This is a genomic window from Candidatus Nitrosotalea sp. TS (assembly GCF_011319465.1).
GTDB lineage: Archaea > Thermoproteota > Nitrososphaeria > Nitrososphaerales > Nitrosopumilaceae > Nitrosotalea.
Genome location: NZ_RCMB01000018.1, coordinates 19,508 through 45,000 on the forward strand (window position 1 = coordinate 19,508; position 25,493 = coordinate 45,000).

A 25,493-nucleotide genomic window follows, 5' to 3' on the forward strand; every position below is an offset into this window, starting at 1 on the left:
TGGCAAGAAGAAAGATTTTGACATGAATGTAGAGCATGAAGATCCTTTTGTTAAGATAGCTGCCTTGATTGGCGGCGATGAGTACCTAAAGGTGGCCCGCTCCCTGCTAAATACAGAGGATGCAACAGATGAAGAGATTGCCAGCTCTACAGGCCTTAGAATTAACATTGTAAGAAAAGTGTTGTATGATCTTTTTGGAAAAGCCCTGATAACTGGAATAAGGGTAAAGGACGAAAAGAAAGGATGGTTTGTTTACAGATGGAGAGCCAGAAAGGACGAAGTGGACAATTTCATAGGAAACCAGAAGAAAAAGATTGTTGAGAGGCTACAACAAAGAATTGATTATGAAAATTCTGCAGACTTTTACCATTGCGGTAACATGGATTGCCAGAAACTAACGTTTGAGAAAGCCTTAGACTTGTCCTTCAAGTGTCCCACCTGTGGAAAACTTGTTAACCTTTCAAAAAATGACAAGTTGAAAAAAGCACTGCAAGTAAAAATCGATCAGTTACGCGATGACTTGAAACACTAAATGGTATAGTGCAAAATTATCTCGCTGCCCATCCTTTTGACTTGTTTTAGTTTTAAGGGATACGATATTTTGTCAAACCCATGTCCTTCTACCAGAGAGACAGATTCTTTGCCTCCAACCACGTATGGAGTGATAGTTACAATAATTTCATCAACTAGTTTTTCTTTCAAGAAATACCAGTTAGTTGTTCCTCCACCTTCAACAAGTATTTTTCTGATACCTCGCTTTGCTAAGATTGATAACAATTTTTTGAGATCAATTCTGATTTTGCCGCACTTGATAACTTCCAGCCCTTTCTTTGCAAGAATAGACACGCGCCTTGATGGTGCAGTTTCTGATACTATTGCCATGGTATGGATCTTTTTGGATGTTTTTACAATTTTTGAGCTGGGAGAAATTGTTGCTTTAGGATCGAGAATTATCCTAAGTGGATTTCTGCCTTTTGCATGTCTTACCGTAAGAGATGGATTGTCTACAGATACTGTGTTTCTTCCAACTAGTATGGCATCTACGCTACCACGAAGCCTATGAACTCTGGCAAGATCTTTGCTTGAAGAAAATTTTGATTCTCCCTTACGGGTAGCTATCTTTCCATCCATGCTCATCGCTGCACTCAGGATAACATATGGTTTAGAATTTGCCATGTACTAGTTCTCCTTCAAACATTACTGCCCTAATTGTTCCCTCTGATGCACGATGGACAATGGCTGCATATGGATTGTGCATGGGCTCTAGATCAATTGCATGTTTTTCTATGAATATGCAATCTGCAAAGCTGTTTCTCTGGATGGTTCCAACTTTATTGCCAAGTGCATTTGCGGCGTTTACTGTTGCCATTTTTAGTATAGATTTTGGAGATATTCGTGTCTTGTTCACTCCCATAGAAACTTTCCAGAGATAGTCCATCTCACGGAACATGTCGGCAGAATTTATCATTACATTATCGGTGCCAATCATGATATCACATCCTGCTTTCATCATCAGACTAACATTTGGTATGCCTTCTGCAAGTGCGCCATTTGCACGCGGGCATACTACAATGCCCACTTTATTTCTGGCAGCAAGTAAAAGGTCGCTTTTTGATGCATATGTCATGTGAATGAGGAGGTCGGGTTTTGCAAGCAATGCCCTCTGTGTTTCTGTTTTTTGTGTTGTTTTCTTTGATAGATTATTGCTTTGCTCTGTCTCTGCAGAATGAATCGCGCGCATGGTCTTTTGTTTTGAAAAATGTTTCAGGACAGAATCACTGAATTCATTTGGTCCACTTATTCCCAAGCCATCACAATTTTTTACAAGATTTTTAAGGTCTATCTTTTGGGATTCTGGCAGGGAATCATTTTTCTTGATTAATTTAGAGTCCTGGTAATAGTTTATTCTGCCCAAAACTATCGGCCTTATTGGTATTCCAGAAGATGCATTTTGCAGTATGTTGACTCCTTCTAGGCCTCCCTCTCTGAAATCAATGAAGGTGGTTATTCCTTTTCTAATCATGGAAATGCAGGAATTTTTAATAAAATTAGTAAGATGGGAAATCTCTGAATTCTTGAGAATTCTTTGTTTAAAACCACTTACAGGATGAATCTTTGATTCTACACCTGAGTTGATTCCTACATCCTTTCCTATAGAATCTCCTATGTGGGTGTGTGAATTAACAAAACCTGGCATCATCAAGAGGCCCTCGCAGTCAATGACTTTTTCTTTATTGCTGAGGTGCAAGACCCTCTCCTATTGATTCAATGTATTTTTTAGAAATTCTTACGTTTGTTTTAACAATATAATCCAGGTCTTTTCCATAAAGAAGGCTGACGTTTCGTATTAACATGTAAGCTCAAGAATTCTCTGTTCGTCCTTGCCAGAATCGCGAAGCTCTCGTATTTTGTCAAGCGATTTGGTTGCTAGCTTTGCGGCATCTCTTCCTGTCTTTGCAGTTCCTATACCGCAATTAAACGATATACTATGGTGCTTTTTTATCAATTCAAGAAATTCAGATATGGTTTTTTGTTCAACAGATGAACTAATTATCATAAAATTATCTCCACCCATAAAGAATGCAAGAGAATTCTTTTTTAGGAAAAATTCTGACATCTCGGAATACAACTTGAGTATAAGTGATGAAACTTCGTAGGGGGACTTCTTGGCTGAAATGGATGTAGAGCCATCTACGTCCATGTGTATTATCTGTACCAGGTCTTCGCCATTTTGCAGAGACTGTCCGAAAATATTGTGTTCCCTGTCCAAAACAAGATTTGCCCTTCGTGCATTGTCTGCATTTGAGTTTGCTTCAAAGGGAGTCTTTCCTTGTCCTATTGTCATCGATAGGCCCAGATCGAAGAGTTTTGACAACTTTTCTTGAATTTCCACATGGTCCCTTACTGTGAGTCCATTTGTTATAACAAAAATCTCATCGAATCGGTTAGGAAAGGCAAGACAGTTCCTCTCTGAAAACAGGTTTTGAACCTCCTTGTATAGCGAGGCCTGGAGCATCTGAAGCCTGTGTTCCCTGTCACTTCCCAAAGTTAGAGTCCATGGTCCATACCCAGTTATTTTCAATATAGTAAGTTGAATCATCTCAAATCTTTTTTAATTCATCAAATATTTTTTGTGCGGCTTCCACAGCTCTTTCTGCAACTGGTCTTATTCGTTGGTGAGCCTGTCTGTCACTCATTCCGGGACCTGTTATTCCAAGGGAAATTGGTTTTTGATGCTTCAATGATAATTCGGTTAACATCTTTGCCACAACATTTGCAATAAGCTCATCATGTTTTGTTTGACCCCTTATTACTGCACCAAGTGTTATTACGGCATCAACCTCCTTCTTTTTCAACAACATATCTATTACAAGAGGCATATCAAATACGCCGGGAACTTTACAGGTGTGACTTATGGTCATCTTAAGAGATCTTGCCTTTTCAAGTGCCACCTCAGAGCATTTTTGAGGTTACTTCATCGTTGAATTCTGCCACAACAATTGCAATATTCAAAATTAATGCTCCTTGGCGTATTCTACGAGTTTGCTGCCATCAAAATACGGTATGGCATTTTGCTTTGCATATTTTTTTGCCTTTTCAGCAGAAAGTGCACCATATGTTTCTGAATCTAACATTTCACAAATAACAGTTACAGGCGACAGACCTGCAAGAGTAGCCAAATAAACTGACATCTCCGTATGTCCCAATCTACTAGATAATAGTCCTTCTGATGCAATAAGAACGGAAACATGGCCAGGTGTTTTAAAACTTGAATTGAAAATTTCCTTCTTGTTTTCATTTGGATTTTTGTATAGACGTGCCATTTCTGACATTGTCAATGCCCTATCTCTGTCTGTGACTCCGGTATAGGTACTTTGATGATTAATTGAGATTGAAAATGACGGTCTGTCTCCATATGGTGCTTTTCCAATAATCATTTTTTTGGATTCTGCATCAACATTTTGAGAATTAGAAAGTATATCATGCATATAGTTGAGGCCCAGGTTTTTTGCAAAAGCATGGTTCAAAGACAAGCATATGAGCCCGCCAGCATCCTGTCGCATTCTTGCAACATGTTCAGGGGTAACAAAATCAGCAGCAACTACCATATCTACCTCGTTTTCTCGAGTATTTCCATCATGAAGTAATACAAAATCCCCTCTTTTCAGCGAGGTTATGGTTTCTTCTAAGGACATGATATGATCAGCTTGGAATTATAATTATAAATCTTACTACAAAATTGGTTATTACCACAAAAGTGGTAAATGGTTAATCTTTTGATAAAATGTACTTTCCAAGAACGTCAGTTTCAATATTAACTTTATCGCCAACTTTCTTCAATCCAAGATTTGTTACTTTCATGGTATGTGGAATTATAGAAACTGAAAATTTGTTTTTTATTTTATCAACTATAGTCAAACTAATTCCATCCACTGTTATCGATCCTTTTTTGGCGACATATTTTGATAGATCTTTTGGTAATTCTATCCAGATCTGCACTTGATTGGGTTGTTTATTTATTTTTGAAATTATTCCAGACCCGTCAACATGTCCAAGTACGAAATGTCCTTCTAGTCTATCCCCCATCTTGAGACTGCGCTCAATATTTACCCTATCACCATTTTCTAAAGAGCCAAGATTTGTTTTCTTTATTGTCTCCCCAACCATTTCAAATCTTGCCATTCCTTTTGCAATATGTATTGCTGTTAGACATACGCCGTTTATTGCAACACTGTCTCCAACTCGCAGTCCCTTTGCAAGTTTGCCGAGATTTATCATCATCTTTGCTTCGCTGCGAGTTTTTGTATTCTTGTCAAATTTCATTATTGTACCAAGCCCTTCAATAATTCCGGTAAACATCAAACGATTTTATGGACTAAACATGATTTATGTTCATCGCTGGAGATATCGGTTGTGCGTTATACAGTCATGCAGAATTAACAGACTGGAGCAATGTTTGTGCTCTCTTAAAGTGCACCTCATCTATCATTTTTCCGTCTACCTTTGTTGCGCCCTTCTTCTTTTTCTTTGCTGATGCATATGCGTCAATCACTTTTTTTGCCCATTCAATCTCAGAGCTTGTTGGACGAAATATCCCATGAGTGGTTTGAATCTGACCTGGGTGAATAATGGTTTTTCCTGTGTATCCCAAATTCTTTGCCATGATACAGTCTTGTTCAAGGCCAGCTTCATCGTTTAGGTCCTGCCAGATTGCATCCAGTGCATATTTTCCTGCAGCTCTTGCATCTATTGGAATCTTTGCCCTTGCGTATTTTGCTCCCTCTGCTTGTTTTGTATATTCTATTCCCAAATCATTGAGCAGGTCAAAGACGCCAAATATCAGGGAAGATACGCGTTTGCTTGAAGATGCAATGGAATATGCATTTACTACTCCTTCAGTTGATTCTATGGATGCCATCAGCTCTATTGGTTTTAATTTTCGCTTTTTTTCTAAATTTGCCAGTGCCTTTTCTATTTTTTTTATCTCACTTGCATTATTGACTTTGGGTATAACTATGCCGTCAATTCCCTTCTGAACAATTACGGCAAGATCATCTCCAATTAATCCCGACATCGGGGAATTTGTTCTAACATAGATTTCAGCTTGATAGTCTGTGCGCTTTTCTAGTGCTCCTTTGATGATATTTCTAGCAGATTTTTTTTCTTCAAGCGGAACAGAATCTTCAAGATCAAAGCAAACAACATCGGCAGAAAGTGTCTTGGCTTTTTCTAAGAAACGTTGGTTGTTACCTGGTACAAATAGAAGACTGCGTAAGAGTCTTGCCATAAAGTTGGTTAGACTATGGCTTCAATAAGATTTTGCCGAAGAGTCCCTTACCGGTTAACATTTTTGTGTGCGCTTCTGCGGCATTATCAAAGCTATATGAAGAATCAATTATTGACTTTAGCTTCTTCTTACCCATCCAGAACAGACCCTGCTCTAGCTCAGCCTTTGTTCCTTGTGTTGAACCCAAGATGTTTGTTCCTTTGAAGAAGATGTGTCTCAAGTCAGTCTTTGCATCATATCCAGTTGTTGCTCCACATGAAACAAGTGTTCCACCGATACTTTAGCAATGTGAGTTGAGCATTCCAGTGTGTCTGACCAATGTGGTCAAATGAGATATCTATGCCACCATATGGTTTTGCTATATCTCTTACTTGTTTGCTCCAGTCTTCTTTTCTGTGGTCTACTGCATAATCTGCGCCAAGCTGTTTTAGCTTGTCTAGTTTATCGCCACTTGCGGTTGAGATTACTGTACAATTGTACAGTTTTGCAATTTGAATTCCAAAGCTTCCTACACCAGAACCTCCTCCCATGATAAGGACTACTTGACCTGGTCGAATTTTTGCTCGGCCTACTAACATGTGCCAAGAAGTAAGCAGTGTCATCGAAGATGCTGCTGCCTCGTCATAGCTTACACCGTCAGGAATCTTTGCTACATTAACTTCAGGTAAATGAGTAATCTCAGAAAATGCACCCCACAGAGGCCCTGTTTGGAATCCCCAGATGGTTCTTTTCAGGCAGTCATATTCTCGTCCGTCAGGTGCATGCTTGACATACCCTGCAGGACATGTTTGAGTGAGAAACAACTTTGTCGCCAACTTTGAAGCCTGTGACATCCTCGCCAACAGCGATTACATCTCCTGCGGCATCGGAGCCAGAGATGTGTGGTAATGGAACAGGAACTGGCTGGCCCCTCATTCCCCAAATATCATTATAATTTAATGCTGCTGCCTTTACGCTAAATACAACTTCGTTTGGTTTTGGTTTTGGATCTGGGACTTCTTTGACTTGTAAGATTGATTTGTAATTATCGTCTGGGGCATATTTTTCATAAACGACTGCCTTCATAGATGGTTTCGACTAATTTACCCCTAATATATTTTCGCTCAGTTTTATCTTCTGTTTATTCTAAAATCGCGCTTTGGCTGCTGGATAGAAAGCAGGATCTGCTTTAGTTGATCATCGGATATCTGGTTATGCAGTTTTCCCTGGGATGCCATACCTAGAAGATAGTTTCTCCACCATGGCTGCAAGATCGGGTTTAACCAGTCGTACATTGTTCAATCTCAGTCTTGCTTCTGGCGCCAAGAGTGTTCTCATGGCTTGCTCTTTCATGGCTGTAACTTCTGCATCAGTAGGATTTTTCTCATCGTGTGGATCTTGGTTACTCATAAGATCACTAGGAGTATTTTTTTAGATTTGGATTTTTTGCAACCAGTTCGTTTAGTAGTTCAGTTGAAACGCGATCAACTTTTTTCATTCCCTCGTGAGAAATGGTTCTTCCTTTTCCTTCAACTTTATCAAGATAGCCTAGCTTTTCCAGGTTGTGTATGGCAGTTCTAATTATTGCGCCGCCAGCATCTCTGTGATGTGCGCCGCCATATCCAACTGGTTTTGTTCCACCATACATTGTTCTTAGATCTTGTACGCCGATTGGGCCGTGCAAGTAGATCTTTCTCAAAAGTGAAGCACATCTTGTGTAATACCAGTCATTTTGCTGTGGTGGTTTAACTGCATGAGCACCTGTCTTGACAAATGGAATCCAGCTGGGTGTGACTATGTCTTCAGTCTTTAGAATCTCCGATAACCTAGTAATCAGTAAATCTGCTGGTACGTCATATGCCTTTGCCATAAAATCCAAAATTCAAAGTTCGTCTTATAAATCATTGACCTTTGGAAGCTTGTTTTTTTATTATTTTTCGGTATGTGTGATTACAAAATTTGCATGTTATGCGTATTGATTTTACGTCAGATCTGCCCAGTCTAATTCTTGCTGTGAATCCTGGAACGATAAATTTCTTGCATTTTTTGCAAAAGTTCATTCTCATCTCATAAGGCATTCTGACACGATATTTCGTGCTCAGCCTCTTTGCTAGACTCGCTTGCCTTTGAGCTATCTCTGGATCGTGTCTTGCGTGCGATATTGCATTTTGAATCAAGATTTGCATTCTCTCTATGATAAGATCCCGTAATCTAGCCTTCATGTTGATTAAATAATGCCTACCCTTAAAATACAATCTTGCTTTCACTAGTAATAGCAGAATCAGCACTGGAACTAGTACCCAAAGAGCTTCAAAATCACAATTCGGTTCTTGCATCAGCCAAGAAATTTAACAAAAAACCATCTGAAATTCTTCTTGATGTATCATGGCATTTTGCCGCTATGAAGAAGATAAAAAATGAGATAAAAAGAGGTAGGCCTGATTTGGTGCATTTCTGCCTTCTTGAGGCTTGTAGCATACCTATCTATTTTGAAAATAGACTCCAGGTCTTTGTACACACAATTGATGACATGGTGATATCCCTTGACAAGTCAGTAAGACTGCCCAAGTCTTATCACCGATTTGCAGGCCTCATTGAGAAATTATATTCAGAAGGCAAAATAGAAGAAGATGGAAAAAAGCTGCTAGAAATAAAAAAAATGAATTTTGGCGACCTGATCAAAAAAATCAGCCCCGAGCAGATAATTGGACTTTCAAGCAAGGGAGCCTCATCTTCCTATCAGCAGCTTGCAGAAGAAACAGGCAAAAACGCGTGCATCATAGTTGGAGGTTTTGCAAAGGGACAATTTTCTGATGACATCAAGAAGCATTTTGATAAGACTGTATCAGTTGACAAGAATCCTCTTGAAGCTCACATAATTATTTCTCGCATACTATACGAGTGCGAAAAAAGAATTATTATGTAGGTATAAGATTGGCAGTGTGAGCGGTCGTAGTATAGTTTGGTTAGTACACTGGCCTTCCAAGCCCGTTACCCGGGTTCAAATCCCGGCGACCGCATGTTCTATTTTTATGAAATTATCTTGTTTGATATGAGATATTGAATCGAGTTTAGAAATGTTGCATCATCTATCTTTCCCTCAAACCACCAATAAGCAGTGATCTTCAACCAGTAAGGAATTACAGTTTTGCTTGACACTTCGTCATTTTGTGTCACGGTGTTTTGTTGAGTCAGGTATTGAATTACATTGTAAAAATCAGCATCACTTGCTTGTCCAGTAGCCCACAAACCTGCTACTCTTTTTGCCCATATGATGCCAGTAGAATTGTTGTACGAAGTAGATGTTTTGTTGGTTTGATTATCAATAAGGTAAAACCACGCTATACCCGACTCTGTTTTATTGATGAGTGTTCCTTCCAGAAGAACTGTATTGTTAAAAGATCCAAATTTGGTCTCATCTATGTTAACTGCCCTAAGAGTCACCTCACCTCCAGTTACAAACTGCGGATAATCATTGATGTTGAAAACCTTGATTGCAAATCTTCCATTTTGGGTGTCATTAGGCATTACATTTTTAGTAATCATTTCTCCTCCCTGTGCCTCCATTAGCTCAGATGCAAACTGGGATTGTAGCGGATTGATTATGATATGATTAGGATCGGCATACGAATAGTCTACTGCTTGTTGTGGACCCTTGTTACAAATCTCATGCCTCCAAGTTCCAGGGTACTTTATTGCATCAATCATCAATTGGCCGTGAAGCAGTTCATGATATAGAATTACTTGATTTTCCACTTGGTGAACTGTGGGGTTTACACCTGTTCCATTTAACAAAATTTCCGGATTCAGTCTTAGCTCGTTGTTACATTGAAGTGTGACCTTGCCTACTTCTGTTGTAACAAGACAATTCCATGTATAGGTCCCTCCTGTAACTATATCCTGATGAGAATTATCTTCATCAAACTTGGCTAATCGGGTCGTGATTACAGATACTACAAAATTATTTGTATCATTAGCATTGCATGAGAAACTTGTGATCAGTGGTTTCTCAAATGTCTGAATTACATCAGTTACATCTTTCTTAGGAGCCAGTGATCTTCTCAAACTGGGCAAGCAATTGATTGAAAAGATTTTGCTCTTGGAGGTGTAGGAGAATCATAAGTGGCATATGCCGAGACAAAGTTTGCAAAAAACAGAACAACGATTACAAGGCATAGATTTTTCAAACTGGCAAATTCACTTTTTTGCAATTAAGAATTAGGACTCATCTGTACTTGATTCTTAAATTCATCCCATGCCGGCTTTGTGTTGTTGGTATCGTCAATCAGTCCAGAACTGCAAAGATATGCCGCAGTATTATTCAAGAGAATGTTGTTGTTAAATGAAGTTTGTACGTTTGTATTCAGGCCTCTATAACAAGTATCAAGCGGTCTGTCATATTGCCTGTACCATGTCATAAACTCAAATTGAGATTCATTTTTCCTGTAAAAGTCAAATGCAGTCTTTACAAATTGTGCCTGGTCAGCCTCGGTTCCGTTAATTGTTTTATCTGTGCCCCAACCAATCTCCATTAATGCAATGTTCTTTCCGCCTGCAAAATCTATCATCTTCTGAAGATTTTGTCCCGCTTCATCAGGACTCTTGGTTTGATAGAATTCCAGATCAACTGGAGCGTAAGAATACGCTACAAAATCACCTTGGATTGAGTTTTTTTACCATGTCAGAATCAGAGTGGTTTATCAGGTCATTTAGTGAAAACCAGTTTCCAAACTTGACATTGGGGTGTTTTGTCTTAAGATCCGCATAAACTGGAATTGAAAAAGTCCACATATTTTGGAATGTCATTTGGGTGATCTCTAAAGTAGACATTCAGATCCCCTCCTATGATTACATAGTCCACGTATGTAGTATCTTGACAGAATTGTGTCAAGCGCACTTGCTGTCTGGTTTGCCAGATTTGCATCAAGGCTTGGTTGTTGTCCCAACCAATTTGGAAATGGTCCAAGCTGTTCGTTATTTATTATAGAAAAGTAGAGTGTGACGTTGAGATGTTGCTCCCTGTTCAGACCCATGAGAATATCATATGTTTGCCAATTGAAAGTTCCTTGTTGCGGTTCTATAATTGGCCATAGCATGTAGACGTTGCTTCGGCCTATGCCAGTTGATGCGGCTTGGATGTAGGCATTGTGCACTTCATTAAATGTAGGCCTCTCAGTTGGCGGCATGATAACTAGACCAAGTTTTGGATTTGGCGTTACTTGAGTTACTGGTTGTGGTTGTGACGGTTGTAAAACAAGAAAGAGCACTGCAACAGCGAACCGCAGCTACTACTGCACCTATAGCAATACCAATAGTTTTTCTCTGCAACGCTATTTTCAGTAAGTAATGATACTAAAAGAGTTTTGATTTGAGAACGGCAGATCTATCCAGATGTGCATCCGCTATATCCACATTCAATGCAGATGTTGCAGCCTTCTGCGAAGACAAGTGTATTTTTACATGTTGGACACAACGTCTCTTCAATTTGTTCAGCCGTAAGTTTTGGCGGTGATTGAATTACCCCACTTTCTGGAATCTTTATCTGAAGTGCTCGTTCCACTTGGACTCTCAAGTAAGCATTTGTGATATTCTTTGAGATGTAGTCAGTTACAAATGTGCTTGGAGTAACTTGGAATGTCTTTTGTACATCATCACCTGTCATGTGAAGTACTTGTTCATGTCTTGAGCCGTCTCGGTATACAGTGATTCCCTTTAGTCCGAGTTCATGTGCTAACAAATATGCTGCCTTTACATCGTCAGATGATACATCGTTTGGCATGTTGATGGTCTTTGCAATGGCATTTCCGATCCATCTTTGCCATACACCCTGTGCCATTAGGTGATCTGCCCAGTGAATGTCCATTGCTGTAACAAAGATTTTCTGCATCCATTCTGGAATCTCTGCAATTCCTTTTACTGAACCATAGTTATTTGCAATTTTTTCCAGTAACTGATCACTGTATAGACCGTGTTCCTTGAGAACTGCTTCAAATATCTTGTTTGTGTAGAAGAATCTTCCTACGGTTACTCGTTTTTCAAATACAAGTGCAAACATTGGTTCCATTCCATTGGAGCAATCGGCAATCATGGACAAGGTTCCAGTAGGTGCTACTGTAGTAGTGAGAACATTTCTGATTCCGTTCTTTTGGATCTTTGCTATCAAGGCATCCCAGTCATAGGTTCGAGTATTCTTTGGCTTTTCATAATAACCTGCCACTGGAATCTTTCCTTCGGGATATTCTGTTTTTGAACACAATGGAAACGGTCCTCGTGTTTTTGCAAGTGCAATGCTTTCTTCGGTGGAATAGTAGGTCAGTGCCTCGGCTAATTTTTCTTGGAATTCATATCCTTCTTGTGAGTTGTATGGAATTCGTAGTTTGAATAACAGGTCTGCAACTCCCATTACTCCAAGACCTATTCTTCTAGAGTCCTTAGATGCCTGATCTATCTCTGGAATTGGATAGTTGTTGACATCAATTATGTTGTCTAGGAATCTGGTTGTTTTTCTAATTGCTTCTTCATATCTTTGCCAGTCAAATTCGTATTGTCCATCTGCCTTTCTCTTTACATAGTTAGCCAGATTAATTGATCCAAGGTTGCATGATTCGTATGGATACAGGCTTTGTTCCCCGCAAGGATTTGTTGCACGAAGTGGTGCACCGCGAGCCTTTGCAAATACATTGTACTTGTTAATTATATCAAAGAAGATCAGTCCAGGTTCTGCACTCTTCCATGCAGATAGTGCTATCAAATCAATAATGTGATGAGCATTCACTTCTCTTACTGGTGACTTGTCCAGAGGACTTCGTAGGGTGTATTTGCCATCTTGTGAATTTACTAATGCTTCCCAAAAGTCTTCCCAGATTCCTACACTTACATTAAAGTTCTCTAGTATACCTGGCTTTGTTTTAGCAGTAACGAATTTCTCAATATCTGGATGCCATGATTCTATGATTCCCATGTTTGCACCCCTTCGTTTTCCTCCCTGCTTGACCACTTCTGTTACAGTGTTAATTATATTCATGAAAGAGACTGGACCTGATGCAACTCCTGATGTTGATGCAACCATGTCTCCTTCTGGCCTCAAGTCAGAATAATTGATACCAACACCACCGCCTGATTTGAATATCAAAGCAGCATCAGAAGATGATTTCATTATCTTTTCCATGTCATCAGGCATTCCAAGCACAAAACAGGCAGAAAGTTGTCCTAGTCGTGCTCCTGCATTCATCATGGTAGGGGAATTTGGTAGAAAGTCTTGGGAAGCCATCATTTCATAGTATTCGTCAATTCTCTCAGCATGCTGTTCAAACTTGTTTGCTGCAAGCATCGTAAGAAATTCTTTGATGCCAACCTTCATCTGGCCACGTTTGGCCAAGTCAATGTAATGCTGTATGAGTGACCTAAAGTGATATTTGCTGAGGTAATACTTTCCTATTTTGAATTTGCAGTTAAAGTCATCCAGCTTGTCTAGATATTTTGCTGCCTCCTTCGGTATTCTGGATATCACCCCTCTCCACACTGAAGATAGATGGATCTTTTAGAACATCAGAGATTCCAACAAGCGTTGCAACTCTTTCAAACATCTCACCTGGGCTTTCAGTTATCTGGCCCTTGTTGTTTCTGAGTAGATATCTAGAGGCAAGAACTCTAAGACAATTAAGATCAAATTTCTTGGCAACAGAGTCAAGAGTCTGGGATTCGAGCACCTTTGACTTTTCCTCTCGTACCCTTCTGCGTTCATGTCTATACAGTATGTATGCTTTAGCGATCTCCCCCAATCCTTCATCAATCAGGGTTGATTCTACCATATCTTGTACATCTTCAACGCTTGGTAATGCTGAGGATGAATAGCCATGAGTTACAAGTTTTTCAATAACACGATTTGCTAGTTTATCGGCGGATCCATGATCGGGTCTGCCGCAAGCTACTAGTGCCTTGTAGATCGCATTTGAAATTTTATCCTTCTGGAACGAAGATACGCGGCCGTCACGCTTCTTTACATCGATGATCGAATTCTCTATTTGTGAAAAATCTGTCATTTTACACTCCCCGCAACAGTATCAAATGAGAGTTAAATAAAGTCTGCGGCAAAATTTTTTTTCGTATTGCTGAGCTTTGGATCAATTTTGTTGACACCATTATGATTTTCATAGTAATAGATCGTCATGCGTCAATATAATCGTAAAAGAATTCTGTGAAAATTTGTGAACAAATTCAATAATATTTTCTAATTTTTAATTCTAGGAATTTGTTGGCTATGCTAGTATGTAGGGTGACTTGCAGACCGGACATTTTTCTGCAATCTTTTCTTCTTTGAGTCCGCAATTGCTACAAATAGGCACCTTCTTGATTGGCCTAAACGAACCTAATAGATCTCCGGCTTTTTCTATTGCCTTTTTAATTCCTGAGGAATCCATTGCGTCTGGGATCTTTAGTTGGACCAGTAATCCGCCGTTAAGCATCTTTGAAAGATGGTTAGATTCTGCTACCTTTTCGCTCTTAGGCGTCATTCCATCAATTTCTGAGGCGTCGATTGTGACTCCTTCCGAGTAAGATTCGCCTTCTACGTGTGGGTGAATTGACATTTTGCCATACTTTTCACCATCTAATGAGGAGAAGCGAGCAGATGCGTCACTTTCAGTTATGGAAATGGTAACATTGTCACCCATCTCTTTTCCTTTCTTGGCTGCCACCTCAGTAGCAGTAGTTACAACTTTTGCCAAGATTTCCTGTCCAGCCTTGTTATTCTCATAACCTAGGATTCCATAAACTGCTTCCTTGAGTCCTAGCAAATTAACAACTAGTGTAACTGAACCCTTTTGCATATACTGCGTATTATTTGCAAGGATTGGGTTAAGTCCCCTACGAGTAAGATCTGATATCTCCTTCTTTCGTATTGACATTGCTGCCAGAGCAGGTTTCATTAACAATGCCAATCTTGCTCTAAAGTAGGTTTCATCTTTGTTTGATTCAAACGCAAGTCGTGGCATATTGATCGATAAAGATTGCAAGTTAATTGAGGTGACCGAAGTGCTCTTTGCATCTCCCTTAGAGAGGCCTTTGCTTGATGCCAGTCCTTTTGAGAACATTACACGTCCTCCTAACGCAATAATGTCAGACAAAATATCTGAAAACTCGTTGATCTTTCCTTTTTCATAATCTATTATGACACCTATCGATGGTAAAGGTGTAGATTTTACATATTTTTTATACGCTGCAAGAATAGCGCCGACAATTTTTGGCTCTGTACCTAGTGAAATTCTAAACGATGCAAGTGCCTCGTTCTTTCCATACTTGGGCGCAGTTGATATTTTGGCAAAAGAATTTGTAAGTTTTTCTTCAATTTCCTGGATATTTTTTGAATATTTTTGTAATACTCCTACCAATCCATCAATAACAACCTCCTGAGAGGCCTCCTTGATAAGAAGCGATGTTATGATTGAAAGAGATGTGGCCAAGTCATCAAGAGAAGTTGGAGCCGTCTTTCTTGTTACTCCCAAGAATTTTCCTCTTAGGTCTATGCCATCTTCAATTAGCTCCTTGATGTTTACAAATATGGTATCAGGAAGAATTGACCACAGGCCAGCGTTTGTAATATGAATATCACCTGAAAGATGAGAATCGGCAACATCTTTGGCAATGTATTCAATACAAGATACTCCCCGAAAACAGTTTGACCTGTCTTAAACAGCATGCCTTCTACCCCGTTATGGATGCCATCCACATTAGTCAGCATCTCATGTATATCGTATCCAGGAATGCCAAATCGTGCTAGTTTGTGCCTATAGTCCTCATGGCCCTGTTCCAAAAGGACAGAATTGACCATTTCACGTATTAATGAAGAAGTAAGATATGATGTCTGGAATTTGTATATGCGGTTTTCTACCTCTTCTGTTATCTTCTGTGCAAGTTCTAAAGGCAGGCTTCCTTCCCGAACAAGGGACTGGATTATTTTATGAGAGTTGAATTCCTCTATAGATTCGTGCGATGTACGTACGTACATCTTGCCGCTCTCAATAATTGAGCGTTCCTCGATCTGCCTAGCAAGGCTTAGTACTAGTTTACCCAAATTTGTGATGGTATATCTTCTCTCAGACTTGTTTAAAGCCACAAGAGACTGGCGCAATAATTTTCGAAGATGATATGCAAACTTGCCGCTTTCTTTCTTTGATTTGAACCCAGCAAGCGACTTTAGCTCCGAATATGTAAGTGGACCTTTTGAATTTAAGATTCTTAAAATATCTATTCTGTTAGGGCTTGCCATGACAGAGAAGATCATTCTTACTCGCTTTGATGCAGACTGTAAAATTCCTCCTCGCTTTTGATCACCAAAGTCTTCACTCAGTTCCATGGAAAGGTCTACTTTACGTTGGTAAATAAGATTTGTGACGTAATCTGATCTTACGCAAACTTTTTAGATCAGTTCTTTTGAACGTCTACGGTAAATTCCGATGATGACAGCGTTTGACCGCAGGACGGGCATTTACTGTTGTAGGGTCGCATTACATCCTTGATCGATTTTAGCATTCGCATGTTTGCTATCTTAGATCCACATTTGCTGCATACGACATCCACTGACATAAGAATAGATCTTGCATAATATTATAAAAGAAATTATCTAGTTTTTTTTAATTAACTCGATAAAATTGATTTACTGTTTTTGTATTATCATTCCGTGTTCGTCATATCCAGTTATCTTTACTTTTGTACCCAAGGGCAGATCTGCTGGCGACTTGATGTTTGCCATGAAACCTGAAATTCGTAATTCGAAATTGTCTACATTCATGACAACCCAGGCGTATGGAACCGCCTTCTCAAAACCCTCTGGCGGGACAGTTATTATGGTATAGGTAGCTACTGTGCCCTTGCCATCAATTATTATATTCTCAAATCCCTTGTTTCCGCAACTTTGGCAAAAGTATGTAGTAACCAGATGAGGGTGTCCGCACTTGGTACATTTTCTTGCTAGTATCTTTCCTACCTTTGCATTAGTGATAAATTCCTCTTTAGATAGCAAAATTATACACTTTTGAAAATATGAACTGCGCAGCTTGCGCCAGTTGCACCAAAGTTGTGTGTTAGCCCGATTTTTGCATCTTTGACAGTTCGTTCTCCTGCCTTTCCTGTCAATTGATCAAAGACCTCAGCTACCTGTCCTATTCCGGTTGCCCCTATTGGATGTCCCTTTGACTTGAGGCCTCCTGACGGGTTTATGGAAATATCAGCATTGAGTTTTGTTCTTCCTTCTCGTACTGCTTGTACAGCTTGTCCCTTTTCGAAGAATCCAAGATCTTCAGTGTCAACCAGCTCTGCAATTGTGAAACAATCGTGGACTTCGGCAAAGTCTACATCCTTTGGAGTAATTCCTGCCATCTTGTATGCTGCCTGAGCTGCAATCTTGGTACTTGGAATTGTAGTGATGTGATCCCTTCCTTGCAATGCAGCAGGTGATCCACCCCTTCCTGATCCAATTACTTCAATGTAATTTTTTGAATGAGCCTTTGCAAATTTTTCACTACACAAAATTACAGCACTTGCTCCATCTGAAAATGGACAGCAGTCATATAGCTTCAGTGGGCTTGCAACTACTGCTGAGTTTAGGACATCGTCGATGGTAATTTTTTTGCGAAGATGAGCTTTTGGATTAAGTAAACCATTATCGTGATTTTTTACTGCAACCATTGCAAGATCTTCTTCGGTTGCCTTAAACTCTGCAAGATATGCTCTTGCCATAGATGCAAACAATCCTGGAAATGATGCACCATCACCACCCTCATAAAAGAAATCAGAGCAATAAGAAAAGTAGGTTGTAGTCCATTCAGTACCAGTGTGGGTTACTTTTTCAACACCGGTTGCTAAAACTACATCATAAAATCCTGCAGCTACATTTGCATATGCTTCTCTAAATGATACAGAACCGCTTCCACATGCAGATTCTATTGACAAAGATGGAACTTCTGGGATTCCAAGGTTACTCATTATTACTGGACCCAAGTGAACTTGCTTGTCTGCAATACCAAATACATTTGATATGTATCCAGCTTGGATTTGCTTTGGGCCTATTCCTGCACTTTCTATTGCTTCTACGGATGCTTGAAGTGCAACGTCGGTAATACTGTCTTGCAGCTTGCCATATTTTGTGCTGCCGGCACCAATAACACAGACTTTTTCCACAAATCTCGCTGACTAGATTCCATATAAAAATTCTTCACTAGTATTCTTTAATCAGTCAGATCAAATGATACCAGTGAAAGAAAATATTTCTCGGACAATTGTGCTCAAAAAAAGATCAGGCGCAAGAAATTCTGTTCGAATTACTGATAAAAAAGTTGTAAGGATGAAAGAAGAGATACGCCAATACTACGACAAGAATGGCTATCTTTCGTGGTCAGAGAAGAAGGGAAAATACGTCATTCTGGGCACAAATACTCCTGCAAATGGGCTAGTCGAGTGTCCAGAATGCAAGATTGGCAAGCTTTTGGTCATACGCTCTAGGCAGACAAGGAAACGCTTCATTGGATGCTCTAACTACTATAATGGCTGCAGGGCCTCTTCTCCGCTAATCCAGAGAGGAATGATGTGTGCGACAAAGATTCCATGCAAGATTTGCTTTTGGCCCATGATTGTGTTTAGATATTCTGTGAAACAAAAATGGACAAGGCAATGCTGCAACATACGGTGCCCAAGTAGAAACATCAAATCCTAAAGTCATTGTATATATCAGTTCGTCGGTTTTTCAAAAGAGGCAATTTTTTGCGTACTTGTTTTACTTGATCTAGCGAGATGTCAGCTATTCCAACACCTTCTCGTTTTTTCATGTCTAGAAGAACTTTGCCAAATGGATCTACTATCATGCTTCTTCCACAGTAAATGTTTCCCACCTGGTCTGGTGCAATAACATAACATCCGTTCTCTATTGCCCTTGTCTTGTTAATTGCAATCCAATGCTCCTCCTTCATTTTCCCTTGTACCCATGCAGAAGGGGCAACTAGGATCTCAGAGCCAGATGATGCCAGCATGCGTGACATCTCAGGAAATCTCAAATCATAGCAGATCATCATGCCAATCTTGCCAACACTTGTTTTAATTGGTCTTGCAACTGAAGAACCTGGATAAAGTTTTGCTGACTCTTTGAAGCCAAGTGCGTCATAGAGATGAATTTTTCTATACTTTGACACTATCTTTCCGTTTCTGTCAGTTAGAAACGAAGTGTCATAAACTCTGTTTTCTTTTGGGCTTTTTTCGTAAAATGTTCCTACAACTTGAACTGAATTTTTTCTTGCTGCTTCTGATATTGAAGTGACAAACTCTCCGGTTATTTTTTCTGCCAAGCTTGCAAGCTCTGATGCAGATTGGCGAGATGGAGTGTAAAACATCATGAATTCTGGAAATGTGCACAAGGTCGAGTTTCTTTTTGCAGCCTGTACGATATAGCCAAGAATTTTTTTTAGGTTCTTTTCCTTCTCGGTATCAGCTCTCATCTGTACTACTGTAACTTTTGTCACAGACTTTGTGTAATTTTGTATAAAATAAAAATGTGTTTAAAGAGGATTTCCAGCCATGTACCAGTTTTCTTTTGGATTCTCTTCGAAAACTACAATTACATGATTCTCTTTAGTTTTGAGAATTTCTACTGCAGATTTTGTGACTGCTTTTGCAAATTCCTCTTTTTGTTTTTCAGTTCTGCCAGGATACATAGAGATGGTTATCAGTGGCATGTTGTTTTTGTTGAATTTATGAAATTTATCTCTTGGGAATTGTTATGTGTTGTTTTAGACTTGGTATTTTTTACCTTTGATATTTACTGACTAGACTGTATTATCCCAATTTTGATAAGATACTGGATTCCAGCCACAAATGTTTGGTCATCTATCTGTCCATTAGACCACCAACCTGCATTTGTTTTGACCCATTGGGGTATCTGGACACCTGATGAAGCTTGGCCCTGAGATGTTGCAGGTATCTGAATTATTCCTTGTTTTATCATGTATTGAATTCCAGAAGCAAAAGTGGAATCATCTATAGAATTTTCTGACCACCACTTGGCGTTGTTCTTTACCCATGCTGGAATCGAAATTTGGCTGGTGGTTGTCTGGTTGCCAATTGGAGTAGTTTGGTTGCCAATTGGTTGTACAGTCTGACCTTGGTTTCCTGAGATGGCAACAACACCTTGATCCGTGCCCACTGTAGATGGAATAACCAAACTACCTATTGCCACACCTAGTCTTGATGTATCAGGTAGTCCTGTTGGACCTACTATAGACGTGATATTCATTTGAAGATGATATATTCCGTCACCTGGTCAGGTTCAGAGATTGTGTGTCTACTGAATTCTTTGCAGTCAAACCGTTTTTGGAAAGAATGGTGTTACCATCACTGTCTAGTAATTTTAGATTGTAATTTACGTCACCATTAACTGGTTGTTCAGTAAATGCATCAAAGAATGAAAGTTGTAACTTATTCACAGAGTTTGGTGTGATCTGGGTTGGATTCCATCCCAACTTGACTCCCCAGCCTCCAAAGTCAGTAAGTGCACTGTTTGATGTTTGTACATCTGGCTTGGCTGGTGCAAGGGTAAAGTTCATTGTGTTGGTTCCAGGCGGCATTTGTTTTGCAATTGTCTGTATGTCTACCTTGTTTAGCAATATGTGAGCAATAACAGTGGTTCCCGATGTATATGGATCAACAATTAGTCTGCGGCCTGTGATTTGGTATCCATTCATAGTTGCAGAGTATGTTGGTGTGTTTGTAAAGTCCTTGAAAGCTTTTGGAATGTGGATTTCTTCGTGCACAAAGATTGGCTGGCCAGCTATTCTTGTCATGTTCCAGTCAAAGGGCATTGAATACGAAAGCTGCAATTTCGAGGGATCAAAGTTAAAGTCGTCATTAATTTTATCATAATAAGAAATGATAGTAGAATTGTATGTGTTTCCCTTGTATGTCATGTCATGACTTGAAACATCTCCAACACTAAGATATGCATCAAAGTTTGGTACACTTGCGGGGTTGTCGGTTGTGTCAAATATGTTGTTGTCATAATCTATTGTAAACATTTGCATGTTAAAGTGATACAATCCACCTTCATTGAAAATTGGACCTATTACATCAATTGGGTCATCATCATTATCAGGTACCCATCCATTTAGAATTGGTTCCTTGTCGGCATAAACTGTCCAAGTGTTACTGTTAGTTGGGGTGATATCCATGTTGAGTATTCCAGTATGGGTGTGGAGAAGTTCTCTGAACAAAAGCTGGTTGTGTTTTGTAATGGTAAGGAAAAACGATATGTGTTGTAGTGTCTGGTTAGTGTTTGCATCAAACCACCTGAAAAATATCGTTGGCTGTACGCCAGAGCCAGAATAGAGTATTGTTGGGTTAAGTTTGATGAAAAGCTGTACTTGCCTGTTTCCAACTGATGCAGGCGGGAGATTTTCCATGGCAAAGCCGTCACCAAAAGCGTTACGCGGCAATGAAGAGAAGACCACAGAAGCGAGCAAAAATGAAAACAGTAAAAACTTGAAAGTTTTTTGCAATTAACAGTACCCGATTGACGATGTGTCTAGCTTCATATTTAATGTTAGCTCTATTCTCACTAACATTATATTATTAGAAGAATTTAATTGACTTTGTGAAAAATTGGCAAAGATCTTCCATGGTTCTGGTTTCTGCAGCAGTCATTTCTTTTATCGCCATTAGTTTTCTAGCCCAAGATCACAATACTGTCTTGGCCCAGAGTACACCTGCCGGATCAAATACAAAATTATCAGGAATTATTCCAGCAGCCAATTCCATCTTGTCCATGTCTTCATCAAACACTGGAGAAAACAATTCGACTGAAAATCCAACTGGAATAATGTATACTGCAAAATTTGAGTGTGGTTCCATCTTTGCTGGAGAGGGACCTCTCAGGCCGGGCCATTATGATACAGATGTAAGCATCTTCAATAAAGAAAGATCTGAATCGACCATGTTTTGGGATGTTGTTGTAAATAATGGACCTAGTTCTAATGCAGCGCTAGTAAATTTGGGCTCGGAGAATTCCACTGGCATTACTTGTCAAGACATAAGAAGAGTACTTGATGATTACAACGAAAATTTTCTTGAAGGATTCATTACAGTTACCGTGCCATTTGATTCAATATTACAACCTTCAAAAGGCGCCGTAATATCGAACTCAAACTATGACACTAATCCCTTAGAGGTGCAGGTCTTCTATACTGCAAATGCCCTAGATACGCTACCTCACGAGGTAATTGTAGACAAGATTGTATTTTACATAATACAAGACGGTACAGGCAAAATTCCACCAAACATGATAAAGCATACACTTGACATTTCCATTCCCTCGACCCTCAATCAACTGTCCAATACAGAAGATAGGGTAAAGGAGATTCTTGCCAAACAGTACAATCTCACCAGTGACGATCTGCCAAAGGTCGTGGTAAGAATAGCAAGCGTTAATGTCGGAGTAGGCGTGCTAATTGATGATCATGCAATATCTCTTAGTACAGTAAGGCCAGAATTTGCCCCCTGATTGAAGAATAATAAAAGAAATTTCTCAAAGTCTTTGAATTTCGTGCGACATTGTTTTCTTTGAAAATAGTCCTGAACGTTTTGCCAGCAAGGCGCCAACATACATTGACACCAATATCATAACTATGCATCCAGATGGTGCCAGGTTAAGGGGATATGAAATGATGATGCCAGATATTGTTGCTGTCACTGATAAAGAAACAGAAATCATCATTGTTTTTTTGAATCCTTTCCCCATCATCATGCTTGTTATGTTTGGCAGGACTATCAGTGCTGAAATAAGCAAGATTCCAACCAGCCTCATTGTTATGATTACAGTAACAGCTGCTATGGCGATGAAGAGATAATTTAGCTTCTCCACAGATACGCCATTTACTTTTGCCTGTTCTTCATCAAATGTGAAATGAAGTAATTGTTTTCTAAATGCAATCAGTATAGCGATAACACCACAACTTATTCCTACAAATGATAATGTATCATTCACTGTGTTTAGCAAAACGCTTCCAAAGAGAAAGCTGAAAAGATCAATGGTAAATCCATGGTGATGCACTGACAAGTATCACTCCCATACCCAATCCACCAGACAACATCACGGCAATGGCTGCATCTCCAGATATCTTGGTACTCTTTCTTAATTTTGTAATTCCCATTGCTGCAGAAACAGAAACTATGGTTGCAGTCCAAATTGGATATATGTTAAGAAAGTATCCAAGAGCAATGCCGCCAAATGCCATGTGAGAGAGAGGCATCGCCAAAAAGTGAATATCTCTTCAATACCAAGATACAATCCTACCATGGCACAACAGATTGCCGCTGCTGCGCCGGCAACCAGAGCCCTTTGCATAAAACCATACGCCAGAAAATCAAGAGTCATACAATTACACTTCTTTGCCGTGATCGTGGCCGTGATCATGCATGTGCATCTGCATAGCTGACTCGGAATATGTTTTTAGCAAATCCTTGTTTGAGAAAAATTCATCTCTTTGGCCATGGAAGAACAAGTCCCTGTTCATGCACGCTACCTTGGTTGCATGATCTGAAATTGCAGTAAGATCATGTGATGCCCAGATTATGGTAATCTTGTTTTCCTTGTTGATCTTTCTGAGCACTGAATAGAATTTATTTTGTACTTCCATGTCTACGCCAGTAACTGGCTCATCCATTATCAACAACACAGGTTCTTTGACAAGTGCATTTGCAATGAACGTACGCTGTTGTTCTCCCCCAGACAGCTCACCTATCCTGCGATCCCTTAATGATTCCAGTCCAACAATTTCAATTGCTTTTTCTATTTTTTCTCTATCTTTGCTTGATTCACCAAATACTCTGTTCCAACTGCAACCACGATTTTGAATCAACTTGACTCCCTTCCTTAGTTTTTTCTCTGACAAGAGACCCATTGCGATAACATCAGATACGGTGGCTGGAAAGTTTTGCTCGAAATTTACTTTTTGCGGTACATATCCCACCATAGGAAGCAGTGATGAATACTGGCTGCCTTCATAGCCAAATAACTTGATTTTTCCCTGATAGCTTTGCAGCCCAAGAATTGACCTAAATAATGTGGTCTTGCCTGCACCGTTGGGTCCAACTATTCCAAGAAGATCTCCCTCCTTTACACCAAAGGTAATTTTGTTTATGGCCAAAGCTCCGTTATAACTTGCAGATACATTTTCTACATCAAGTACATTCATGGACATTGCATTGCATCTCTGAGTTCAGATAGATTTTCATGCCATTTATCTAGGTACGTTATTCCTTCTTGTTGTTCAGTCTTGTTTATGCCCTCAAGGGGGCTCAATATTTCGGTTCTAGCGCCAACATCTGCTGACAAGGCATCAGCAAGCTGAGGAGATACGAGATCTTCAGAAAAAATTACTTTAACGTTAGCTTGTTTGGCCAGAGTTTCTACTCGTTCAAGATCTTGTGGAGACACTTCTGCTTCTGGTGCCAGGCCTGATATCCAGATATCAGTCAAGTTGTATCGCGGTGCAAAGTAATTAAATGCATTATGAAATGATACAAACGTACGCATCTTACAGTTTGCTAGTCCCGACTTGATGTCTTGATCTAGTTTGGCCAGCTTTCCAATGTATGTTACTGTGTTGTTTTCATAATATTGTGCATTTGCCGGATCAGCTTTTTCCATTGCGTTTCCAATATTTCTGACCTCTTGTTCTGCCAATACTGGATCATTCCATACATGTGGATCCTTTCCTCCCTGTACAATGATTGGACCTGCTTCATTGGGATCCGCGTTTGTTTCATTTGCATTGAGCATTGTAATTCCTGTAGAAGCTTTGACAAATGTTGTGTTTCCGAAATTACCTGCAGACAAAAATGTTGGAATGAATGCTTCCATGCCCGCTCCGTTGTAAATGAAGAGCTGAGAGTTTTGTACATCTTGTATCTCCTGAGTAGTCGGTTCCCATCCGTGCGGTTCATCACCGATTGGAATGAAAATACTAACGTCTGCCCTGTCCCCAGCTACATTTTTTGCAAATTCATACATTGGAAAAAAAGATGCAATCACTTTGAGTTTATGCGCAGATGCAGAATTGGTACTATTGGCCAAGCTTGGTGAGATATTTTTTTGAACAAAAACATTTGAAGTTGCAATAACAAGAGCAGATAGGATAACTGCAGCTACAACTGCAGCTATTGCTGCCGTTTTCTTTCCAGATTTCAACGCCATCTTGATTGCAATGTTATTAATAAATTTATAAAATGTTAATAATATTTATTGCTAAACTTATAAGATAGTTAATAATATTCATGCCATGCCTATTGTCTCAATCTCGCTAAATGATGAGATCTTGTCGGAGATAGACAAATTGCAAAAAACAATGGGATTTTCTGGAAGGTCTGAAATCATTCGCGCCGGAATTAGAAATCTAGTGGATGAAGAGAAACAAAAATCAGATCTTTTTGGCCGTATTCATGCTATTCTAATGGTAGTCCATGATGAAAAATCCGAGCAGGTAGTTACTGGCATTAAACACAATCATGAGGACCTAATCGGTACACATCTTCACAGCAAGGTTGACGGAAACAAATGCATGGAGTTATTCTTGTTACACGGTGACGCTGAAAAGATTAGCATTATGACAAAAGATTTCAAAACAAATAGAAAAATGGAAAATGTCAAACTTGTGGCAATGTAAGGTAGATGCAAATTAAACTGGATCAG

General features: G+C 39.5%; 29 protein-coding genes, 1 tRNA gene and 4 pseudogenes. 6 read left to right on the forward strand and 28 right to left on the reverse strand.

What is annotated here, in order from left to right; translation table 11 throughout:
* Nucleotides 1-22 precede the first annotated feature (22 nt).
* A complete protein-coding gene (locus tag DYY67_RS08275) occupies nt 23-532 on the forward strand; it encodes a transcription factor (protein ID WP_166392399.1) in 510 nt (169 codons plus the stop codon).
* Here DYY67_RS08275 and DYY67_RS08280 read toward each other — a convergent pair.
* The 12 genes and pseudogenes from DYY67_RS08280 to DYY67_RS08330 form a co-directional block, all read right to left on the reverse strand.
* A complete protein-coding gene (locus tag DYY67_RS08280; RefSeq protein ID WP_166392401.1) occupies nt 529-1,176 on the reverse strand; it encodes a 2,5-diamino-6-(ribosylamino)-4(3H)-pyrimidinone 5'-phosphate reductase in 648 nt (215 codons plus the stop codon). The two genes, DYY67_RS08275 and DYY67_RS08280, sit on opposite strands and share 4 nt — an antisense overlap.
* Nucleotides 1,163-2,248 carry an amidohydrolase family protein gene (locus tag DYY67_RS08285; RefSeq protein WP_320416020.1) on the reverse strand — a complete coding sequence of 362 codons (1,086 nt, stop codon included), beginning with the start codon at nt 2,246-2,248 and terminating at the stop codon, nt 1,163-1,165. Before DYY67_RS08285 ends, DYY67_RS08280 begins: the two co-directional genes overlap by 14 nt.
* A gap of 99 nt (nt 2,249-2,347) precedes the next feature.
* On the reverse strand, nt 2,348-3,100 hold the full coding sequence (locus DYY67_RS08290) for a GTP cyclohydrolase IIa (protein ID WP_166392403.1): 753 nt from the start codon (nt 3,098-3,100) through the stop codon (nt 2,348-2,350).
* A gap of 1 nt (nt 3,101) precedes the next feature.
* Nucleotides 3,102-3,513 (reverse strand): annotated as a pseudogene (gene ribH / locus DYY67_RS08295) (6,7-dimethyl-8-ribityllumazine synthase).
* A 2-nt stretch (nt 3,514-3,515) separates the two neighbouring features.
* Nucleotides 3,516-4,196 carry a 3,4-dihydroxy-2-butanone-4-phosphate synthase gene (gene ribB / locus DYY67_RS08300; RefSeq protein ID WP_166392405.1) on the reverse strand — a complete coding sequence of 227 codons (681 nt, stop codon included), beginning with the start codon at nt 4,194-4,196 and terminating at the stop codon, nt 3,516-3,518.
* 73 nt (nt 4,197-4,269) lie between these two features.
* Entirely contained in the window at nt 4,270-4,860 is a 591-nt protein-coding gene (locus tag DYY67_RS08305; protein ID WP_166392407.1) for a riboflavin synthase, read from the reverse strand.
* Nucleotides 4,861-4,927: 67 nt separating this feature from the next.
* Nucleotides 4,928-5,788, reverse strand: a complete 861-nt coding sequence (locus DYY67_RS08310; RefSeq protein ID WP_166392409.1) for an HpcH/HpaI aldolase/citrate lyase family protein — start codon at nt 5,786-5,788, stop codon at nt 4,928-4,930.
* Between the two features lie 13 nt (nt 5,789-5,801).
* A pseudogene (locus tag DYY67_RS08315) lies at nt 5,802-6,853 on the reverse strand (zinc-binding dehydrogenase).
* 44 nt (nt 6,854-6,897) lie between these two features.
* Nucleotides 6,898-7,005: a DNA-binding protein gene (locus DYY67_RS11675; protein WP_320416021.1), complete on the reverse strand. Its 108-nt coding sequence runs from the start codon at nt 7,003-7,005 to the stop codon at nt 6,898-6,900.
* The gene (locus tag DYY67_RS08320) at nt 6,980-7,177 is read right to left on the reverse strand and encodes a DNA-binding protein (RefSeq protein WP_320416022.1); all 198 of its coding nucleotides are present in this window, start codon (nt 7,175-7,177) and stop codon (nt 6,980-6,982) included. The genes DYY67_RS11675 and DYY67_RS08320 overlap by 26 nt, the downstream gene beginning before the upstream one ends.
* A gap of 7 nt (nt 7,178-7,184) precedes the next feature.
* A complete protein-coding gene (locus DYY67_RS08325; RefSeq protein ID WP_166392411.1) occupies nt 7,185-7,637 on the reverse strand; it encodes a 30S ribosomal protein S19e in 453 nt (150 codons plus the stop codon).
* A 31-nt stretch (nt 7,638-7,668) separates the two neighbouring features.
* The gene (locus DYY67_RS08330) at nt 7,669-7,989 is read right to left on the reverse strand and encodes a ribonuclease P protein component 4 (protein WP_166392413.1); all 321 of its coding nucleotides are present in this window, start codon (nt 7,987-7,989) and stop codon (nt 7,669-7,671) included.
* A gap of 35 nt (nt 7,990-8,024) precedes the next feature.
* Between DYY67_RS08330 and DYY67_RS08335 the strand changes: the two genes are divergently transcribed.
* Both DYY67_RS08335 and DYY67_RS08340 read left to right on the forward strand, forming a co-directional pair.
* Nucleotides 8,025-8,693, forward strand: a complete 669-nt coding sequence (locus DYY67_RS08335; protein WP_166392415.1) for a ribosome biogenesis protein — start codon at nt 8,025-8,027, stop codon at nt 8,691-8,693.
* A 20-nt stretch (nt 8,694-8,713) separates the two neighbouring features.
* A tRNA-Gly gene (locus DYY67_RS08340) sits at nt 8,714-8,787 on the forward strand.
* Between the two features lie 10 nt (nt 8,788-8,797).
* On the opposite strand, the gene DYY67_RS08345 is transcribed toward DYY67_RS08340, so the two are convergent.
* The 8 genes and pseudogenes from DYY67_RS08345 to DYY67_RS08380 form a co-directional block, all read right to left on the reverse strand.
* Nucleotides 8,798-9,832 carry a hypothetical protein gene (locus DYY67_RS08345; RefSeq protein ID WP_166392417.1) on the reverse strand — a complete coding sequence of 345 codons (1,035 nt, stop codon included), beginning with the start codon at nt 9,830-9,832 and terminating at the stop codon, nt 8,798-8,800.
* Nucleotides 9,833-9,978: 146 nt separating this feature from the next.
* Nucleotides 9,979-10,335, reverse strand: coding sequence for a hypothetical protein (locus DYY67_RS08350; protein WP_166392419.1), 357 nt, complete (start codon nt 10,333-10,335; stop codon nt 9,979-9,981).
* A gap of 85 nt (nt 10,336-10,420) precedes the next feature.
* Nucleotides 10,421-10,597: a hypothetical protein gene (locus DYY67_RS08355; RefSeq protein WP_166392421.1), complete on the reverse strand. Its 177-nt coding sequence runs from the start codon at nt 10,595-10,597 to the stop codon at nt 10,421-10,423.
* The gene (locus tag DYY67_RS08360; protein WP_166392423.1) at nt 10,585-11,034 is read right to left on the reverse strand and encodes a hypothetical protein; all 450 of its coding nucleotides are present in this window, start codon (nt 11,032-11,034) and stop codon (nt 10,585-10,587) included. The genes DYY67_RS08355 and DYY67_RS08360 overlap by 13 nt, the downstream gene beginning before the upstream one ends.
* A gap of 116 nt (nt 11,035-11,150) precedes the next feature.
* A pseudogene (locus tag DYY67_RS08365) lies at nt 11,151-13,809 on the reverse strand (adenosylcobalamin-dependent ribonucleoside-diphosphate reductase).
* 216 nt (nt 13,810-14,025) lie between these two features.
* Nucleotides 14,026-16,121: pseudogene (nrdD, locus tag DYY67_RS11940) on the reverse strand (anaerobic ribonucleoside-triphosphate reductase).
* 300 nt (nt 16,122-16,421) lie between these two features.
* Nucleotides 16,422-16,787, reverse strand: coding sequence for a Zn-ribbon domain-containing OB-fold protein (locus DYY67_RS08375; protein WP_166392425.1), 366 nt, complete (start codon nt 16,785-16,787; stop codon nt 16,422-16,424).
* A 2-nt stretch (nt 16,788-16,789) separates the two neighbouring features.
* Nucleotides 16,790-17,944, reverse strand: a complete 1,155-nt coding sequence (locus DYY67_RS08380) for a thiolase domain-containing protein (protein ID WP_166392427.1) — start codon at nt 17,942-17,944, stop codon at nt 16,790-16,792.
* A gap of 64 nt (nt 17,945-18,008) precedes the next feature.
* Between DYY67_RS08380 and DYY67_RS08385 the strand changes: the two genes are divergently transcribed.
* A complete protein-coding gene (locus DYY67_RS08385) occupies nt 18,009-18,476 on the forward strand; it encodes a topoisomerase DNA-binding C4 zinc finger domain-containing protein (RefSeq protein ID WP_168711862.1) in 468 nt (155 codons plus the stop codon).
* Here DYY67_RS08385 and DYY67_RS08390 read toward each other — a convergent pair.
* The 4 genes from DYY67_RS08390 to DYY67_RS08405 form a co-directional block, all read right to left on the reverse strand.
* Complete coding sequence (locus DYY67_RS08390) at nt 18,466-19,275, reverse strand: nitrilase-related carbon-nitrogen hydrolase (protein WP_166392429.1); 810 nt, start codon at nt 19,273-19,275, stop codon at nt 18,466-18,468. The two genes, DYY67_RS08385 and DYY67_RS08390, sit on opposite strands and share 11 nt — an antisense overlap.
* A gap of 36 nt (nt 19,276-19,311) precedes the next feature.
* On the reverse strand, nt 19,312-19,488 hold the full coding sequence (locus DYY67_RS08395) for a tautomerase family protein (protein WP_166392431.1): 177 nt from the start codon (nt 19,486-19,488) through the stop codon (nt 19,312-19,314).
* An 83-nt stretch (nt 19,489-19,571) separates the two neighbouring features.
* Complete coding sequence (locus tag DYY67_RS08400) at nt 19,572-20,045, reverse strand: hypothetical protein (protein ID WP_166392433.1); 474 nt, start codon at nt 20,043-20,045, stop codon at nt 19,572-19,574.
* 19 nt (nt 20,046-20,064) lie between these two features.
* The gene (locus tag DYY67_RS08405) at nt 20,065-21,255 is read right to left on the reverse strand and encodes a peptidase (protein WP_166392435.1); all 1,191 of its coding nucleotides are present in this window, start codon (nt 21,253-21,255) and stop codon (nt 20,065-20,067) included.
* Between the two features lie 143 nt (nt 21,256-21,398).
* On the opposite strand from DYY67_RS08405, the gene DYY67_RS08410 reads away from it, so the two are divergent.
* A complete protein-coding gene (locus tag DYY67_RS08410; protein ID WP_166392437.1) occupies nt 21,399-22,304 on the forward strand; it encodes a hypothetical protein in 906 nt (301 codons plus the stop codon).
* A 24-nt stretch (nt 22,305-22,328) separates the two neighbouring features.
* Here the strand turns inward: DYY67_RS08410 and DYY67_RS11070 are convergent, their stop codons facing one another.
* From DYY67_RS11070 to DYY67_RS08425, 4 genes are all read right to left on the reverse strand, one after another.
* The gene (locus tag DYY67_RS11070; protein WP_320416024.1) at nt 22,329-22,853 is read right to left on the reverse strand and encodes a metal ABC transporter permease; all 525 of its coding nucleotides are present in this window, start codon (nt 22,851-22,853) and stop codon (nt 22,329-22,331) included.
* Complete coding sequence (locus DYY67_RS11075) at nt 22,828-23,037, reverse strand: metal ABC transporter permease (RefSeq protein ID WP_255493057.1); 210 nt, start codon at nt 23,035-23,037, stop codon at nt 22,828-22,830. Before DYY67_RS11075 ends, DYY67_RS11070 begins: the two co-directional genes overlap by 26 nt.
* 144 nt (nt 23,038-23,181) lie before the next feature.
* Complete coding sequence (locus DYY67_RS08420; protein WP_166392439.1) at nt 23,182-23,997, reverse strand: metal ABC transporter ATP-binding protein; 816 nt, start codon at nt 23,995-23,997, stop codon at nt 23,182-23,184.
* Entirely contained in the window at nt 23,994-24,998 is a 1,005-nt protein-coding gene (locus DYY67_RS08425) for a metal ABC transporter solute-binding protein, Zn/Mn family (RefSeq protein ID WP_166392441.1), read from the reverse strand. The genes DYY67_RS08420 and DYY67_RS08425 overlap by 4 nt, the downstream gene beginning before the upstream one ends.
* An 85-nt stretch (nt 24,999-25,083) precedes the next feature.
* On the opposite strand from DYY67_RS08425, the gene DYY67_RS08430 reads away from it, so the two are divergent.
* A complete protein-coding gene (locus DYY67_RS08430; RefSeq protein ID WP_166392443.1) occupies nt 25,084-25,467 on the forward strand; it encodes a CopG family ribbon-helix-helix protein in 384 nt (127 codons plus the stop codon).
* The last annotated feature ends 26 nt before the right edge of the window (nt 25,468-25,493 follow it).

Excerpts from the sequence above, each read along its gene's own strand:
- DYY67_RS08275 (WP_166392399.1), top strand. The coding sequence starts at position 23 with ATGAATGTAGAGCATGAAGATCCTTTTGTTAAGATAGCTGCCTTGATT.
- DYY67_RS08280 (WP_166392401.1), bottom strand. The coding sequence starts at position 1,176 with ATGGCAAATTCTAAACCATATGTTATCCTGAGTGCAGCGATGAGCATG.
- DYY67_RS08290 (WP_166392403.1), bottom strand. The coding sequence starts at position 3,100 with ATGATTCAACTTACTATATTGAAAATAACTGGGTATGGACCATGGACT.
- ribB (WP_166392405.1), bottom strand. The coding sequence starts at position 4,196 with ATGTCCTTAGAAGAAACCATAACCTCGCTGAAAAGAGGGGATTTTGTA.
- DYY67_RS08305 (WP_166392407.1), bottom strand. The coding sequence starts at position 4,860 with ATGTTTACCGGAATTATTGAAGGGCTTGGTACAATAATGAAATTTGAC.
- DYY67_RS08310 (WP_166392409.1), bottom strand. The coding sequence starts at position 5,788 with ATGGCAAGACTCTTACGCAGTCTTCTATTTGTACCAGGTAACAACCAA.
- DYY67_RS11675 (WP_320416021.1), bottom strand. The coding sequence starts at position 7,005 with ATGGCATCCCAGGGAAAACTGCATAACCAGATATCCGATGATCAACTA.
- DYY67_RS08320 (WP_320416022.1), bottom strand. The coding sequence starts at position 7,177 with ATGAGTAACCAAGATCCACACGATGAGAAAAATCCTACTGATGCAGAA.
- DYY67_RS08325 (WP_166392411.1), bottom strand. The coding sequence starts at position 7,637 with ATGGCAAAGGCATATGACGTACCAGCAGATTTACTGATTACTAGGTTA.
- DYY67_RS08330 (WP_166392413.1), bottom strand. The coding sequence starts at position 7,989 with ATGAAGGCTAGATTACGGGATCTTATCATAGAGAGAATGCAAATCTTG.
- DYY67_RS08350 (WP_166392419.1), bottom strand. The coding sequence starts at position 10,335 with ATGATAGATTTTGCAGGCGGAAAGAACATTGCATTAATGGAGATTGGT.
- DYY67_RS08355 (WP_166392421.1), bottom strand. The coding sequence starts at position 10,597 with ATGTCTACTTTAGAGATCACCCAAATGACATTCCAAAATATGTGGACT.
- DYY67_RS08385 (WP_168711862.1), top strand. The coding sequence starts at position 18,009 with ATGATACCAGTGAAAGAAAATATTTCTCGGACAATTGTGCTCAAAAAA.
- DYY67_RS08395 (WP_166392431.1), bottom strand. The coding sequence starts at position 19,488 with ATGCCACTGATAACCATCTCTATGTATCCTGGCAGAACTGAAAAACAA.
- DYY67_RS08400 (WP_166392433.1), bottom strand. The coding sequence starts at position 20,045 with ATGAATATCACGTCTATAGTAGGTCCAACAGGACTACCTGATACATCA.
- DYY67_RS11075 (WP_255493057.1), bottom strand. The coding sequence starts at position 23,037 with ATGGCATTTGGCGGCATTGCTCTTGGATACTTTCTTAACATATATCCA.
- DYY67_RS08420 (WP_166392439.1), bottom strand. The coding sequence starts at position 23,997 with ATGAATGTACTTGATGTAGAAAATGTATCTGCAAGTTATAACGGAGCT.
- DYY67_RS08425 (WP_166392441.1), bottom strand. The coding sequence starts at position 24,998 with ATGGCGTTGAAATCTGGAAAGAAAACGGCAGCAATAGCTGCAGTTGTA.
- DYY67_RS08430 (WP_166392443.1), top strand. The coding sequence starts at position 25,084 with ATGCCTATTGTCTCAATCTCGCTAAATGATGAGATCTTGTCGGAGATA.